Genomic DNA, 14,956 nt, shown 5'->3' with positions numbered 1-14,956 from the left:
ATTTTTATTCTACGCCGCGCCGGATGCATTGCGGCATTCCGGCGCGTGCTTCGGGCTTGGCGCGAGAACAAGCAGGCGGCGAGGGTTCGCTACCGCTCACTCCACCGGTTCGGTGTAGCGCGACGTGATCGGGTAACGCCAGTCGCGACCGAACGCGCGATGCGTGACGCGAATGCCGATCGGCGCCTGGCGACGTTTGTACTCGTTGATCTTGATCAGACGCGTGACGCGTTTCACGTCGTCCACCGCATAACCCGCAGCGATGATTTCGGCGAGCGAGCGGTCTTCTTCCATGTACATACGCATGATCGCGTCGAGCACGTCGTACTCGGGCAAGCTGTCCTGATCGGTCTGGTTGTCACGCAATTCCGCGGACGGCGCGCGCGTCAAAATCCGCTCGGGAATCACGTCGCGGTTCGTGAACGTGGTGGCCTGGTTGCGGTAGTGGCACAGCTTGTAGACGAGCGTCTTGGCAATGTCTTTGATCACCGCGAAGCCGCCGGCCATGTCGCCGTACAAGGTGCAGTAGCCCACGGCCATCTCGCTCTTGTTGCCGGTGGTCAGCACGATCGAGCCGAACTTGTTCGACAGCGCCATCAGCAGCGTGCCGCGAATGCGGGCCTGGATATTTTCTTCCGTGGCGTCTTCCGCGCGGCCGGCAAACTCCTCGGCGAGCGAGCCGCGGAAGGCGTCGAACATCGGCGCGATCGCGATTTCGTCGTAGCGCACGCCGACGCGGCGCGCCATGTCGGCGGCGTCGGTGGTCGAGATGTCCGCCGTGTAGCGCGACGGCATCATCACCGCGCGCACCCGGTCGGCGCCGAGCGCGTCACAGGCCACTGCCAGCACGAGCGCCGAATCCACGCCGCCCGACAAGCCGATCAGCGCGCCGGGAAAACCGTTCTTGTTGATGTAGTCGCGCACGCCCATGACGAGCGCGGCGTACACCTGCGCTTCGAGCGACAGTTCCGGCGCGACCGTCGTGGTCAACGGCCGGCCGCCCTCGAATTCGACAATCGCGGTCGCCTCTTCGAACTGCGGCATCTTCGCGACCAGCGCACCCGCGGCGTCGAGCACGAACGAGCCGCCGTCGAACACCAGCTCGTCCTGCGCGCCGACCATGTTCACGTAGACCATCGGCAAGCCGGTTTCGCGAATCCGCGCGCGCAGTATGTCGAAACGCACCGCTTCCTTGTTCAGGTGGTACGGCGAGCCGTTCGGAATCAGCAGCACTTGCGCGCCCGCCGCCTTCGCCATTTGCGCCGCCGACGCATGCCATGCGTCTTCGCAGATCACCACGCCGTACTTCACGCCGTCGAGTTCGAACACGAACGGCTGCGGGTCGGACGCGAAGTAGCGCTTCTCGTCGAACACTTCGGTATTGGGCAGATCCTGCTTGCGATAAGTGCCGACCACTTCTCCGCCGACGATCAGCGAGGCCGCGTTGAACGTGTCGACCGGCGGCACGCCGCGCTCGATCGGCGCGTTTGCATTACCATGGCCGTGCGCCGCGCTACGGGCAACCTCGCGCAGCGGATGGCCGACCAGCACATGCAAGCCGGCGAACGGCTTCAACTGCGCGGCGAGATCGGCGAGCGCCTCGGCGCTGGCGGTATAAAACGCGGGACGCAGCAGCAGATCTTCGGGCGGATAGCCCGATAGCGCGAGTTCAGGCGCGATCAGCAGCTTCGCACCATCGTTGTGCGCGGCGCGCGCGGCAGCGACAATCTTCGCGACGTTGCCGGCGAAGTCGCCGACAGTGACATTGATTTGAGCAAGAGCGATTCGGGTCTTCATGGCAGGATCGACAGGCAAGCCGGACGGCTTGCGAGTACCGCGGCTGGTCAGCTCGACGGCAACGGACAAATCGGATAAACGAACGGCGTGGTGCACAAGCACCGCGCGGTTCATTGGGAACAGTCACACAGATTGAACCAGGAACGCTTTGATTATCGCACGGGCATTCTGGCGTCGCCCTCCGAGGTAGACGCCGCCGAATGGAACGCGCTACTCGCGCAGCAATCGCAACCCACGCCGTTTTTGCGGCACGAGTTTCTGAGCGCGCTGCACGCGACCCGTTGCGCGGTCGCCGACACCGGCTGGGCGCCGCAATTCGTCACGCTCACCGATCCGCGCACGGACAAGCTCGCCGCCGCCGCGCCGGTGTATCTGAAGGGACACTCGTACGGCGAGTATGTGTTCGACTGGGCCTGGGCCGACGCGTACAAACGCAACGGCTTGCCGTATTACCCGAAGCTGCTGTGCGCGGTACCGTTCACGCCGGTGCAGGGCAACCGTTTATTGTCGGCGGAACCGCATGCGTTGCGGCATCTCGCGGCCACCTTGATGGCGTTCGCCGAGCAGGCCGACGTGTCGTCGCTGCACGTGCTGTTCCCGACCGAAGCGGAAGGCGCCGCGCTCACCGACATGGGCATGATGCAGCGCGAAGGCGTGCAGTTTCACTGGCTGAACGACGGCTATCGCGACTTCGACGATTTCCTGTCGACGCTCGAACAGAAGAAGCGCAAGAACATTCGCGCCGAACGTCGCAAGGTGCAGGAAGCCGGCGTGACGATGCGGCGGATTCGCGGCGAAGACATTCAGGACGCGGACTGGCGTTTCTTCAGCAAGTGTTATCGGCAGACTTATCGCGAGCACTTTTCGAGTCCGTATCTGAACCTCGATTTTTTCCGCATGATCGGCGCGTCGATGCCGGAGAACCTGCTGCTCGTGATCGCCGAATACGAAGGCAAGCCGATCGCCAGTTCGCTCGTGGTGTATCAGCGCGACACCAAAACCGGCGGCACGCTGTACGGCCGCTACTGGGGCGCGCTCGAACACGTGCCATGCCTGCACTTCGAGACGGCCTACTACCAGCCGCTGGAGTTCTGCATCGAAGAGAAACTCGGCGCGTTCGAAGGCGGCGCCCAGGGCGAGCACAAGATGGCGCGCGGCTTTCTGCCCACGGTCACGCGCTCGGCGCACTGGCTCGCGCATCCGGCCTTTGCCGATGCGGTCGGCCATTTCCTCGACAACGAAAAGAACAGCATCCACGCCTACGTGGACGAGCTGCGCGAACACAATCCGTTCAAAGGCTGAAGCGCATCTATGGCGTGGTTTCTCTATCTGCTCGAATGCTCGGACGGCAGCGTCTATACCGGCATTGCCACCGACGTGCAGGCGCGTTTCGACAAACACGTCAGCGGCATGGGCGCGCGCTATACGCGTTCGCGCAAGCCGGTGCAGGTGCTGGCGTCGTTCGAGCTGGCGGATCGGTCGAGCGCGTCGCGCGCCGAGTATTGGGTCAAGCGGCTCGCGGCGGTGGAGAAACGGGCGCTGGCGGCGGGGGTGCGTACGCTTGATTCGGTGGTGCCGGTGGCGCCGATGGTCGAGGTCGAGGAGGACAGCGAGGCGGAGGACGGGGCGTCCTGAACGTTTGCGCCGCGCGCTCGCTTCAGCTTGTATACGGCGGCCTCGTCACCGGCCAGATCCGAACCGCCCCATCGGCTCGCACGCCCTATCCCCGCGCTTCCCGCATCCGCTCCGTCAGCAGTCGTTGCATCAACGCAAGTTGCCCCACCGCGTCCGCTTCCAGCGACGTCAACCCATCGCGCGCCGGCAGTTCGTGGCGAACCGGCCGCAAGGTCCGGTTCAACGCGGCGTCGATCTCGTCACTTGCGCTGTTCACCCACGCGCCGAGTTCGTCATGCGTATCCGCCGACTCGCGCCGGTTCGTGCTGAGCCGCAATTGCGTCGCGGTCCCGGCCATTCTGCGCAACAGGCTGAGCACGGTCAGCGTGACCGTATCGACCATCGAATCCTCGAGCTTCTCCAGCCGGATCCGGCCGACGGCCTCCTCCGCGTTATTGCTCGAGAGTCCCGCGGCCCGCCGCAAGCGCTCCATGTCCTTATCGCTCGGTCCGGCCGATATCAATGCAGCTCGCAGATAGGCGAGATTGGCACGCACCGCGTCGTTCAGATACGCGCGGTAATCGGCTTTTTCGCGGGTCGGCCACAGATAGAACGTGGCCAGCAGCGCCAGCACGCAGCCAAGCACGTTGTTGCCGAGCCGCGTGAGCGCGTAAGCGAATTCGCTGGCGCCCGGCGTCGCGAAGTCGGCGACCAGCACGAAGGTCGGCGTCAGGAACAGCACGAACAGGCTGTAGCTAACCGGACGCAGCGCCATGGTGGCCATCACCAGCGGAAACACCGCGAGCGAAATGCCGAGCGGCGAATGAATCGCGTAACCGATCACCGCCGCCAGCACGCCGCCGACGATGCTGCCCGCCACCCGTTCGATACTGCGCGGCCAGGTCGCGGCGATCGACGGTTGCAGAATCAGCAGCGTCGCCATGGTGGCCCAGTAGCCGAACGGCAAGCCGAGCGCCCGGATCACGAGAAAGCCCGTGGTGGTGGTCACGCCGACGCGCGCCGCGTGACGCAAGCCGACCGACTCGATCGACAGGTTCGCTTTGAGCGTCGCCACGATGCGCGTCGACAGACGCAGCGCGCTGGCCTGCCACGTTTCGGGCTCGGCGAAGGCCGGCGCGAAATCGACCAGTTCGAAACCGGACTTCAGCTTCACCGGTTCCAGCAAGGCGGTTTCGAGCCGCCCGGCCAGACGTCGCAGGCGCGGCTGCAAACCGGCGAGATGCGCCCATTGCGCGTCGCCGGCGGCCATACCGGTGCCGCGCAGCACGTTGCCGATCGCCGTCAGCAATCTGCCCGCTCGGCGTACGCGCCAGGCGTCGTCCGGCACGCGTTCGCACGCGCCCGACACGGCGATCAGATAGGCAAACAACGCCTCGCCATCGGTCAGCAACGCGAGCAGCGTGTCGTAGGTATCGCGGCCGCCCGTTCTCGATGCCGGCACCTTCGCGAGGATCTTGCGCGAACGTTCGAGCGCGGCGCGTGCATCGGCGCGGAATTTCGCCGCATGCGTGGCCCATTCGCTCGGCGGCGCATGCCGTTCGAGAAGGCGCGCGCTATCCAGCGCGATGTCGGCGAGTCGCAGATAAACGGTGCGCAGCGACGCCCGGCTCGCGCCGAACGGATGAATCCGCCAGACGGTCAGGCTCAACACCACCGCGAACAGGCAGCCGACCAGATAGACGCCGAGAAACGCGAGGCCCGCGCGCCGGTCGTGCATGGGCCGGTCGACCATCACGACGCAGGCCGTCGCCGCCAGGATCGTGACTTGCGAGACGGCCGCGCCCCAGATCCGGCCGAACGCGCCGAGGCTCGTGAACAGCAGCAGCGCGATGGCCGCGCACAGCGTGCCCGCACTGGAGGCGAGCGCGGTGAGACCGCCGCATAGCGTGGACAACAACGCGAAGCCCATCATCGACGCAAAGCGCGCGCGGTTGGAGCCGCCCGCGTCGGCGAGGCAGGTCCAGAACGCGCCGATCGCGGCCCATGCGAACGCCGGTTCATGCAGCAGATTGCCGAGCGCGAGCATCGCGGTCGACGCACAGGCCGCCCTCAATCCCTCCGACAGACTCGCCTCGCTCGTCGCGAACGACACCATCCACACCGGCCGCTTGCGGTAGATCGCGGTGCCGACAGCGTAGAGCCCGCTCGACCAGCGTTGCGGCCACGACGACGACGGGTTGGACTTGCGATTCAGCATCCGGACGGTGTGCTCCCAAAAGCGCGTATTGATCGGGTTGATTGATCGGGTTGACCACGAACGCTCGCGGCGAACCCCGGCAAGCGGCAAATAATACGGGTTTACACCTAACTATAAAAATGGCTTCGGTTCATCCTCGCGATGCACTCTGGCTATGCGCCCGCAGTCTTTAGAACCGTATGCGATCGGCTTGAAAAACCCATGAAAAAACCGCGCGGCCCTGACGGGCTCGCGCGGTTTTTTTTTGCTTCGCGGCCGGCGGTCAGTCACAACGGACTGATCGGCCGGCTGGCAACGGGCAATTTACTTCTTATAGTTCGCCACGCCTTCCGTGATTTCCTTGTGCGCGGCGTCGATGCCCGCCCAGCCCTCGACCTTCACCCACTTGCCCTTCTCGAGCGCCTTGTATTGCTCGAAGAAGTGCTTGATCTGGTCTTTCAGGTACGCCGGGACGTCGTCGATCGATTTCAGATCGGCGGTCATCGGGCAGATCTTGTCGTGCGCGACGGCAACCAGCTTCGCGTCCACGCCCGATTCGTCGGTCATTTGCAGCATGCCGAGCGCGCGCGCGCGAACCACCGAGCCGGCCAGCAGCGGGAACGGCGTGATCACCAGCACGTCGACCGGGTCGCCGTCGCCCGACAGGGTTTGCGGAATGAAGCCGTAGTTGGCCGGATAGCGCATGCCGGTGCCGATGAAACGGTCGACGACGAGCAGGCCCAAATCCTTGTCGGCCTCGTACTTCACCGGATCGCTTTGCGCCGGGATTTCGATGATGACGTTGAAATCTTGCGGCAGGTCTTTGCCCGCGGGGACGTGATTGAAGCTCATGAGCGCTCTCTGATCAGGATGGAATTCGGAACACGGCGCGCAGTGCGTGCGCCCGGACGGTGTGAAGCGTGACGACTCGATTCGCCGCGGTTGCCTCGACATCGCCGCGGGCCGCGGCGCTGCGGCCGGACAGTGCGGAATGCGCCATTATAGCCAATCGGTCGATGGCGCCCCGGCGAGGATCGGCGCGATAATCATCCGGCGTCGTTCATTGTGCCTCTCATTTGTGAACCGCACGTCACCGCCCGCACCTGCGTGGCGCCGCGTGCCACCTCAAGGAGTCTGCATGGAAGAAGCCCGACACTTCATCGGCGGCGAGTGGCACGCCGCGTCAGGCGGCGAGACGATCGCCGTGCTCGATCCGTCGGACGGCCAGCCGTTCGCGCAACTGGCGCGCGGCACGGCGGCGGATATCGAGGCCGCCGTGCAGGCCGCCCGCCGCGCGTTCGAAGGCGCCTGGGGCGCGGCGAGCGCCGCCGAACGCGGCCGCGTGCTGTACCGGCTCTCCATGCTGGTGGCGGCGCATCAGGAAGAACTGGCGCAACTCGAAGCGCGCGACACCGGCAAGCCGCTCAAGCAGGCGCGCGCCGATTCGGCCGCCCTCGCCCGCTATTTCGAGTTCTACGCCGGCGCGGCCGACAAACTGCACGGCGAAACGCTGCCCTATCAAACCGGCTACACGGTGCTGACGATCCGCGAGCCGCACGGCGTGACCGGCCATATCGTGCCGTGGAATTACCCGATGCAGATTGTCGGTCGCAGCGTCGGCGCGGCGCTCGCCAGCGGCAATGCGTGCGTCGTCAAACCGGCCGAAGACGCGTGCCTGTCGGTGCTGCGCGTCGCCGAACTGGCGGCCGAGGCGGGCTTGCCGGCCGGCGCGCTGAATATCGTCACCGGCTACGGCCATGAAGCCGGCGCGGCGCTCGCCCGTCATCCGGGCATCGATCACATTTCGTTCACCGGCTCGCCGGAAACCGGCAAGCTGGTCGCCCACATGGCCGCCGACAATCACGTGCCGGTCACGCTCGAACTCGGCGGCAAGTCGCCGCAAATCGTCTTCGCCGACGCCGATCTCGACGCGGCGCTGCCCGTGCTGGTGTCGGCGATCGTGCAGAACGCCGGGCAAACCTGCTCGGCGGGCAGCCGCGTGCTGATCGACCGCGCCATTTACGAGCCTTTGCTGGACCGCCTGAGCGGCGCGTTTCACGCGTTACGCGTCGGCCCTTCGCAGGCCGACCTCGACTGCGGGCCGCTGATCAACGCCAAGCAGCAGCAGCGCGTGTGGGACTTTCTGTCGGACGCGCAGCACGACGGCATTGCGATGGCGGCGCAAGGCGAAGTGATTACCGAGGCGCCGGAGAGCGGCTTTTATCAGGCGCCCACGCTGCTGCGAGACGTGCCCACGAGCCACCGCCTCGCGCGCGACGAAGTGTTCGGCCCCGTGCTTGCCGCGATGTCCTTCAGCGACGAAGACGAAGCGCTGGCGCTTGCCAACGGCACGCCATACGGGCTCGTAGCCGGCATCTGGACGCGCGACGGCGCACGGCAAATGCGTCTCGCGCGACGCCTGCGCGCCGGGCAGGTGTTCATCAACAACTATGGCGCGGGTGGCGGTGTGGAATTGCCGTTCGGTGGCGTCAAGCACTCGGGGCACGGCCGCGAGAAGGGCTTCGAAGCGCTGTACGGTTTCACGGTGTTGAAGACCATTGCGATCCGGCACGGCTAATGACTCGCGGTTAGCGCTCGGTCAAAACGTAAACAGCAGATTGACGGCATTCACAACCCACAACGGAGACATCATGCGGTTGACAGGTAAAACGGCCATCGTCACGGGTGGCGGCTCGGGTTTCGGCGAAGGCATTGCGAAGACCTACGCGCGCGAAGGCGCCAACGTCGTGGTCAACGATCTGAACGGGCCGGCCGCGGAACGCGTGGCGAGTGAAATCGCGCTGGCCGGCGGCAAGGCCATCGCGGTGGCGGGCAACGTCGCGCAGCGCGACGACTGGCGGAAACTGCGCGAAGCCGCGCTCGACGACTTCGGCAGCGTGCAGATCGTGGTCAACAACGCCGGCACCACGCATCGCAACAAACCCGTGATGGAAGTCACCGAAGCCGAGTTCGACCGCGTCTACGCGGTGAACGTCAAAAGCATCTACTGGAGCGTGCAGGAATTCGTGCCTTATTTCCGCGAGCAAGGCGGCGGCGGCTTCGTCAATATCGCGTCGACGGCCGGCGTGCGGCCCCGGCCCGGTCTCGTCTGGTACAACGGCAGCAAGGGCGCCGTCATCATCGCGAGCAAGTCGCTCGCCGTCGAGTTGGGTCCGGACCGGATTCGCGTGAATTGCATCAATCCGGTGATCGGCGAAACGGCGCTGCTGTCGGAGTTCATGGGCGTCGAAGATACGCCGGCCAATCGCCAGCGCTTTCTCGCGGGCATTCCGCTCGGGCGCTTTTCGACCCCGCAGGACATTGCCAACGCCGCGCTGTATCTGGCGTCGGACGAAGCCGAATTCATCACCGGCGTGTGCCTCGAAGTGGACGGCGGCCGCTGCGTCTAGCGCCCGCCTCAGTGTTTTCCCCCGGTATCGATTCGTCATCCAAAGCACCTGGCGCGACTAGAATCCATCGCAGGCGGTACTTCAATTCCACAAGAAAAGAGGAGACACCATGGCAAGTCCTGCAGATCCGCTCCACCATCCCGGCGCGGGCGCGCCCCCCTCCACCTTCGAGGAGGCCACCTACCGCAAGGTCACGTGGCGGCTCGCCCCGCTGCTGATGCTCTGCTACGTGGTCGCGTATCTGGATCGCGTCAACGTCGGCTTCGCGAAGCTGCAAATGACCAGCGACCTCGGCCTGAGCGACGCCGTCTACGGCTTCGGCGCGGGGATTTTCTTCCTTGGCTATTTCATCTTCGAAATTCCCAGCAACGTGATCCTGCACAAGGTCGGCGCGCGGGTGTGGATTGCACGGATCATGGTGTCGTGGGGCGTGATCTCGATGCTGACCATGTTCGTCACCACGCCGGCCATGTTCTACGCGATGCGCTTTCTGCTCGGTCTCGCCGAAGCGGGCTTCTTCCCCGGCATCATCCTGTATCTCACCTACTGGTATCCGGCGCACCGGCGCGGCCGCATGACCACCTGGTTCATGACGGCGATCGCGTTGTCGGGGGTGATAGGCGGTCCGGTGTCGGGCTACATCCTGAAGAACTTCAACGGCATGAACGGCTGGCATGGCTGGCAGTGGCTGTTTCTGCTCGAAGGCGTGCCGTCGGTGATCGTCGGGATTCTGGTGTTCGCGAAGCTGGACGACCGGATCTCGAAAGCGAAATGGCTGACGCGCGAGGAACAGCAACTGCTCGAAAGCCAGGTCTCCGCCGAGGAAGCGACCAAGCACGACATGCCGATCCGCCAGGTGCTCACGAGCGGCCGCGTGCTGATGCTGAGTCTCGTGTATTTCTCGTTCGTGATGGGGCTATACGGCGTGAGCTTCTGGCTGCCGACCATCATCAAGGCGACCGGCGTCACCGACTCGTTCATGATCGGCCTGCTGTCCGCGATTCCGTTCGCGGCGGCGGTGGTGGCGATGGTGTTCGTGGCACGCAGCGCGGACCGCACCCGCGAGCGGCGCTGGCATATCGCGGTGCCGGCTTTTGCGGGCGCGCTCGGGCTGGTGCTGTCGGTCGTCTGGGCGCACAACACGGTGCTCGCCATGACCGCGCTGACCCTCGCGACCATGGGCATTCTGACCACGCTGCCGCTGTTCTGGAGTCTGCCTACGGCGATTCTTGCCGGTACGGGCGCGGCGGCCGGCATTGCGATGATCAACTCGATCGGCAATCTGGCGGGCTTTCTGAGCCCATACGCGGTGGGCTGGCTCAAGCAGGCGACCGCCGCGAACGACTCCGGCATGTACATGCTGGCCGCGTTCATGGTGCTGGGCGGTTTGCTGGCGATCAGCGTGCCGGCGAGGATGGTGAACAAGTGAAGCGGTTCATCGCGTAACGGTGGGCGTTGGGCGACACGCGCCGTGATGCGCTTGCCGCCTGCGTGACCGGTAAAGCGACCGATGTTTCGACGCATCAACAAAAAACCCCCGGTGTTCCGCAACACCGGGGGTTTTCTTCATTTGCCTGCGCTGCCTGAATCAGACGGTCGGGCGGCGCTAAACGCCAATCTCACACCACGTTCATGGCCAGCGAACTCTCGCGATAATGCTGGCTCGCCTTATCCGTATCGCCAAGCTGTTCGTGCAAACGCGCCAACGCGCGATGCGAGCGAATCTTCAAGGTCTCGTTGTCGGCCAGTTTCAACGCCCGCTCGAGGAACGATTGCGCCTTGCCCCACAGTTGCTGATGCAGGCACAAACGGCCGAGGGCGAACATCAGGTCGGCATCTTCCGGACGATCCTTCTGCCAGGCTTCGGCCTTCTGGATCAGCGGCAGGGCGTCGCCCGCGGTGGTATCCGGATAACGGCGCAACAGCCGCGCGTCCCAGTTCTGCGCCAGCGCTTCCTCGACGATCTTGCGCGCGTCTTGCGGACGGTTCAGCGCCACCAGCAGTTCGGCGGCGAGATCGGCGAGACGCGGCGAATGACGCTCGGTGGCCGACAGCGAATTCCACAGTTCCAGCAGCGCGTCGGCGTTATGCCGGCGATCGCGCAGCAGGTTTTCCGCCGCCAGTTGCCGCAAGCGTACCGCCACGGCCGGATGAATCGCCTCGCGTTTTTCCAGCGTCTTGACGAGCTTGAGCACTTCGGCCCAGTTCTTCAATTGCTGTTGCGCGCGCAACATGATCTGCTGCGCGTGAATGCGCCGCGCGCCTTGCGATTGCATCTCGGTCAGCGCGGTCAAGGCGCCGTCGGCGTCGCGGCCGTCGGCGCGCATGTCGGCGGTGGCCATCAGGCGAGCGTCGAGCCAGTCGGCTTCGTCGATCTGCGCGAGCCATTCGTCGCGCCGTCCGTATTCATGCATGCGGTGCGCCGCGGTGGCCGCGATCAACCCGGCCGCGCCCTTGTTGTCGCCATTGACGAGCGCATCTTTCGCGGCCTTTTCAGCACGCGAAAAACGCCCCGCATACAGATTGCCGATCGCATCGCGCAACGCCGCGTGCGCCTTGGCGACGCGCGAACGCGCGCGATAAGCCGCCACGCGCTGCGGCATACGCCAGATATTGCGGAAGATGCGCAGCAGCGCGTACAGCAGGATGAACAGCACCACCAGTCCGACCACGAACAGATTCAACGAAATGTCGACGCGGTACGGCGGATAGATCAACAGCACCTGCCCCATATCGAAGCGCCCGACCACCGCCAGCACCACCGCGACGGCGAACAGCAACGCAAGCCATAGAAGTCCCCGGATCGCCATGATTAACCTCGGTTCCGGTATTGATTGACGGCTTGCAGACTCGTGTTCAGATTCGGCAGTTCGACCGCGGCGGAGCCCGCGTCCACCTGCTTGACCAGATCTTCCACGGTCTGCGTCTTCTTCGACGCGTTGTCGAAATAGCGCGTGAGCGCGGACTGCGCCGCCTGCAGATCCGACTTCAGCGTGGTCTGGTTGCGCGACAACAACGCGAGACGCGCCGACAGCAGGCGCAGCTTCACGTTCTCACGCACGAAGTAGCCCTGGTCGGGCGTGACCAGCATGGCGTCGGCATTGTCGATACGGCGCACCTGCACGAGGCTCGTCAACTGCTGGCCGATGCCCGTGGTGACTTCGCGCCACCACACTTTCCAGCGCGGCTCGCCGGTGGCCGCGGCCACCTTCGCCGTGTCGGCCCAGGTCGCGGCCTTCGGCGTGGCGTGCGCGATCGGCGACTCGCCCGACAGCGGCAGGCTGTCGATCTGGTCGATCGCGTTGTCGAGCTTGATGGCGAGACCGGTCAGATCGGTGGACGGCGCGGCCTTCAGCTTGTCGATGTCTTGCGCGATCGCCTTGCGCACCGTGACGGCTTGCGGGCTGTCCGACGCGGCGAGGCGCGTGTCCGCGCTTTGCAGCGCGAACAGCGCGAGCTGCGTGTTGCCGGTGAGCTGCAACTGCTGGCTCGCGGCCGACAGCATCTGCCCGACTTCGGCGAAGGTCCAGTCGTCGCGATTGCGGGCAAGATCCGTGTATTGCTGCTGCAGCGCCTGCTGCGCGGTTTGCGCATCGGCGAGCTTGCCTTCGAGCTGCGCGACCTGGGCGTCCGATTGATGCACCGTGGCCAGCGCCTGCTCGGTCTTGACGCGCAACTCGCTGGTCTGGGCGTCGTTGGCCTGCTGGCGTTGCGCGAGCTGCTGCTCGGCGCGCTCCACCTTACGGTTGAGCGCAAAGCCGCCCACGCCCGCGCCACAGGCCAGGATCACGACGACAAACCACAGCAGCGGTCCGCTCGCGCTGCGGCGCTTTTGCGCTTCGTAGGGCGTGAAGGGGGGATTCGGCGGCAACCCGGTGGTCGCGGCCGGCTGGGGTGAAGCGTTCGTGGAAGCGGTCGTTTCAGTCATGCGTGATTGTGCCGGTGAATGAGCCGGGTTGGACGGTGCCGGTTGAACTACGGTCGGAACGGCGGCAAGCAGAGCGCGGGCAATCCGGTCGTCGCCCGCGCCGGACACCGTCATGCTATCAAAACCCAATGCCCGCGCGGTCTGCGCAATCCGCGGATGCGGCGTGACAAGCGTGGCGTGTTTGAGCGCGGCGATTTCGCCAGTAGTCAGATGGTCTTGCGCGAGTTCGTGCAGATTGCGCACGCCTTCGGAACTGGTCAGCAGCCACGCGTGCGGCAGGCCGGCGAGCAGTTCGTGCACGCGCGCCCAACCGCCGATGGACGGCTCGGGCACCAGACGCCGGTAAGCCGCGACCGTCTCGACCTCGGCGCCGGCTTCGCGCAGACGCTCGGCAAGCCATTCGCGGCCGCCGTCGCCGCGCACGATCAGCACGCGCTTGCCTTCGAAGCCGGTGGCGCCGAGCGCGGTTTCGAGCGCCGCGAACAGGCCTTCGGAATCGAAGCGCGCGGTTTCTTCGTCGTGACCCGACGGCGGGCTGATCACGTTGTACGCGGGCGCCGCGACGCCATGGCGCGCGAGCGCCTGCACGCTGCCCGGCCCGACCACGCCGATCGGCAACGCATGCGGCCAGATCGCATCGCTGTGCGCGAAAGCCTGGTCGATTGCGTTCGGCGAGACGAACACGACCAGCGCGTAGCGTTCGAGCGAAGCGAGCGCCGCGCGCAGCGGCGCGGCGTCGGTGACCGGCGCGATATCGATCAGCGGGAAGTCGAGTGTGGCGATGCCGGCCTCGGCGAGCCGCGAGATCAGTTCGCTCGACTGACCGGCCGGTCGCGTAATCACGACCGTGAACGCCGTCTTGCCGACGGTGGAGGACGAGGTGTTGCCGGAGGAGTCGGCCGTCATCACTCGCCGGTCACCGCGCCGGGGGTTGTGCCGGAATGGGCGTCGTTCGGTGTGCCGTTCGCCGAACCCGCAGCGGGACCGCTGGCCGTGCTGAGCGCCCGCACGATCTCCATCGCGCCTTGCTGTTCGAGCTCGTCGGCGACCTGCTGGCCGAGCGCGATGGCGCGTTCGACGGTCGGCGCGGGCGCCGAGGCCTGCGCGCTCAACACGCGCTGGCCGTCGGGCGTCGCGACCATGCCGCGCAGATGCAACGCGCCGTCATGCCACGTGGCATACGCGGCAAGCGGCACTTCGCAACTGCCGCCGAGCGCGCGCGACACCATGCGCTCCGCTTCGACTGCCGCCGCGGTGTGTTCGTGATGCAACGGCGCGAGCCATGCCGCGAGGTCCGCCCGATCGGCACGAATCTCGATGCCGAGCGCGCCTTGACCCGCCGCGGGCAAGCTGTCTTCCGGATCGAGCAGCGCGCGGATACGTTCGGCGAGACCCAGGCGCTTCAGCCCGGCGGCGGCCAGAATGATCGCCGCGTAGTCGCCGCGATCGAGCTTACCCAGACGCGTATCCAGATTGCCGCGCAGCGGCCGCACTTCGAGATGCGGATAACGGATGCGCAACATCGCCTCGCGACGCAGGCTGGACGTGCCGACCACCGCGCCGGCCGGCAATGCGGCCAGCGACTCGTATTGATTCGAGACCAGCGCGTCGCGCGGATCTTCACGTTCCATGATGGTCGACAGCGCAAAGCCCTCGGGCAAGGTCATCGGCACGTCTTTGAGCGAATGCACGGCGAGATCGGCGCGGCCATCGGCGAGAGCCGCTTCCAGTTCCTTGACGAACAAACCCTTACCACCAACCTTCGACAAAGTGCGATCGAGAATTTGATCGCCACGTGTCGTCATTCCGAGGATTTTTACGTCACAAGATGGATATAATTTGTGCAGCGCACATCGCACATGCTCCGCCTGCCAGATGGCAAGGCGGCTTTCTCGCGACGCAATCACAAGCGTGTGGGGTGGCGTGGAAAACGTCTCGGTGTTCATTAGCTTGCTGATCGAATGTCGGGATGTAATAACAAACAATGTTAGCACGCGCCCTTATGTCTCA

At 65.4% G+C, this 14,956-nt stretch carries 11 protein-coding genes; 5 read left to right on the top strand and 6 right to left on the bottom strand.

The genetic code is table 11. The features are described 5' to 3' along the window. Nucleotides 1–96: 96 nt before the first annotated feature. Nucleotides 97–1,797 carry an NAD+ synthase gene (locus tag B0G83_RS11810; RefSeq protein ID WP_105507704.1) on the bottom strand — a complete coding sequence of 567 codons (1,701 nt, stop codon included), beginning with the start codon at nt 1,795–1,797 and terminating at the stop codon, nt 97–99. Between the two features lie 132 nt (nt 1,798–1,929). On the opposite strand from B0G83_RS11810, the gene B0G83_RS11805 reads away from it, so the two are divergent. Together B0G83_RS11805 and B0G83_RS11800 are read left to right on the top strand one after the other, a co-directional pair. Further along, nucleotides 1,930–3,099, top strand: a complete 1,170-nt coding sequence (locus B0G83_RS11805; RefSeq protein ID WP_105507591.1) for a GNAT family N-acetyltransferase — start codon at nt 1,930–1,932, stop codon at nt 3,097–3,099. A gap of 9 nt (nt 3,100–3,108) precedes the next feature. Next, nucleotides 3,109–3,432, top strand: coding sequence for a GIY-YIG nuclease family protein (locus tag B0G83_RS11800; protein ID WP_105507590.1), 324 nt, complete (start codon nt 3,109–3,111; stop codon nt 3,430–3,432). An 85-nt stretch (nt 3,433–3,517) separates the two neighbouring features. Here B0G83_RS11800 and B0G83_RS11795 read toward each other — a convergent pair whose 3' ends face one another. Then, nucleotides 3,518–5,629, bottom strand: coding sequence for an FUSC family protein (locus B0G83_RS11795; RefSeq protein WP_105507589.1), 2,112 nt, complete (start codon nt 5,627–5,629; stop codon nt 3,518–3,520). Between the two features lie 303 nt (nt 5,630–5,932). Beyond that, nucleotides 5,933–6,460, bottom strand: a complete 528-nt coding sequence (gene ppa, locus B0G83_RS11790) for an inorganic diphosphatase (protein ID WP_105507588.1) — start codon at nt 6,458–6,460, stop codon at nt 5,933–5,935. Nucleotides 6,461–6,746: 286 nt separating this feature from the next. On the opposite strand from ppa, the gene B0G83_RS11785 reads away from it, so the two are divergent. From B0G83_RS11785 to B0G83_RS11775, 3 genes are all read left to right on the top strand, one after another. Further along, a complete protein-coding gene (locus B0G83_RS11785; RefSeq protein ID WP_105507587.1) occupies nt 6,747–8,186 on the top strand; it encodes an aldehyde dehydrogenase family protein in 1,440 nt (479 codons plus the stop codon). A gap of 73 nt (nt 8,187–8,259) precedes the next feature. Next, complete coding sequence (locus tag B0G83_RS11780) at nt 8,260–9,018, top strand: SDR family oxidoreductase (RefSeq protein ID WP_105507586.1); 759 nt, start codon at nt 8,260–8,262, stop codon at nt 9,016–9,018. 109 nt (nt 9,019–9,127) lie between these two features. After that, nucleotides 9,128–10,447 carry an MFS transporter gene (locus B0G83_RS11775; RefSeq protein WP_105507585.1) on the top strand — a complete coding sequence of 440 codons (1,320 nt, stop codon included), beginning with the start codon at nt 9,128–9,130 and terminating at the stop codon, nt 10,445–10,447. A 190-nt stretch (nt 10,448–10,637) separates the two neighbouring features. Here B0G83_RS11775 and B0G83_RS11770 read toward each other — a convergent pair whose 3' ends face one another. From B0G83_RS11770 to hemC, 3 genes are read right to left on the bottom strand one after another with little or no spacing between them, the layout of a single operon-like run. Next, on the bottom strand, nt 10,638–11,828 hold the full coding sequence (locus B0G83_RS11770; RefSeq protein WP_105507584.1) for a heme biosynthesis protein HemY: 1,191 nt from the start codon (nt 11,826–11,828) through the stop codon (nt 10,638–10,640). 2 nt (nt 11,829–11,830) lie between these two features. Beyond that, the gene (gene hemDX / locus B0G83_RS11765) at nt 11,831–13,852 is read right to left on the bottom strand and encodes a fused uroporphyrinogen-III synthase HemD/membrane protein HemX (RefSeq protein WP_105507583.1); all 2,022 of its coding nucleotides are present in this window, start codon (nt 13,850–13,852) and stop codon (nt 11,831–11,833) included. Continuing rightward, nucleotides 13,852–14,892: a hydroxymethylbilane synthase gene (gene hemC, locus B0G83_RS11760; RefSeq protein ID WP_105507582.1), complete on the bottom strand. Its 1,041-nt coding sequence runs from the start codon at nt 14,890–14,892 to the stop codon at nt 13,852–13,854. The genes hemDX and hemC overlap by 1 nt, the downstream gene beginning before the upstream one ends. Nucleotides 14,893–14,956: the final 64 nt, after the last annotated feature.

Origin of the sequence: Paraburkholderia sp. BL21I4N1, assembly GCF_002973525.1 — a bacterium.
Lineage (GTDB): Bacteria > Pseudomonadota > Gammaproteobacteria > Burkholderiales > Burkholderiaceae > Paraburkholderia.
This window is presented reverse-complemented; position numbering and strand designations above follow the sequence as displayed.

Coding starts and splice junctions, on each gene's coding strand:
- B0G83_RS11810 (WP_105507704.1), bottom strand. CDS start 1,797: ATGAAGACCCGAATCGCTCTTGCTCAAATCAATGTCACTGTCGGCGAC.
- B0G83_RS11800 (WP_105507590.1), top strand. CDS start 3,109: ATGGCGTGGTTTCTCTATCTGCTCGAATGCTCGGACGGCAGCGTCTAT.
- B0G83_RS11795 (WP_105507589.1), bottom strand. CDS start 5,629: ATGCTGAATCGCAAGTCCAACCCGTCGTCGTCGTGGCCGCAACGCTGG.
- ppa (WP_105507588.1), bottom strand. CDS start 6,460: ATGAGCTTCAATCACGTCCCCGCGGGCAAAGACCTGCCGCAAGATTTC.
- B0G83_RS11785 (WP_105507587.1), top strand. CDS start 6,747: ATGGAAGAAGCCCGACACTTCATCGGCGGCGAGTGGCACGCCGCGTCA.
- B0G83_RS11780 (WP_105507586.1), top strand. CDS start 8,260: ATGCGGTTGACAGGTAAAACGGCCATCGTCACGGGTGGCGGCTCGGGT.
- B0G83_RS11775 (WP_105507585.1), top strand. CDS start 9,128: ATGGCAAGTCCTGCAGATCCGCTCCACCATCCCGGCGCGGGCGCGCCC.
- B0G83_RS11770 (WP_105507584.1), bottom strand. CDS start 11,828: ATGGCGATCCGGGGACTTCTATGGCTTGCGTTGCTGTTCGCCGTCGCG.
- hemDX (WP_105507583.1), bottom strand. CDS start 13,852: ATGACGGCCGACTCCTCCGGCAACACCTCGTCCTCCACCGTCGGCAAG.
- hemC (WP_105507582.1), bottom strand. CDS start 14,892: ATGAACACCGAGACGTTTTCCACGCCACCCCACACGCTTGTGATTGCG.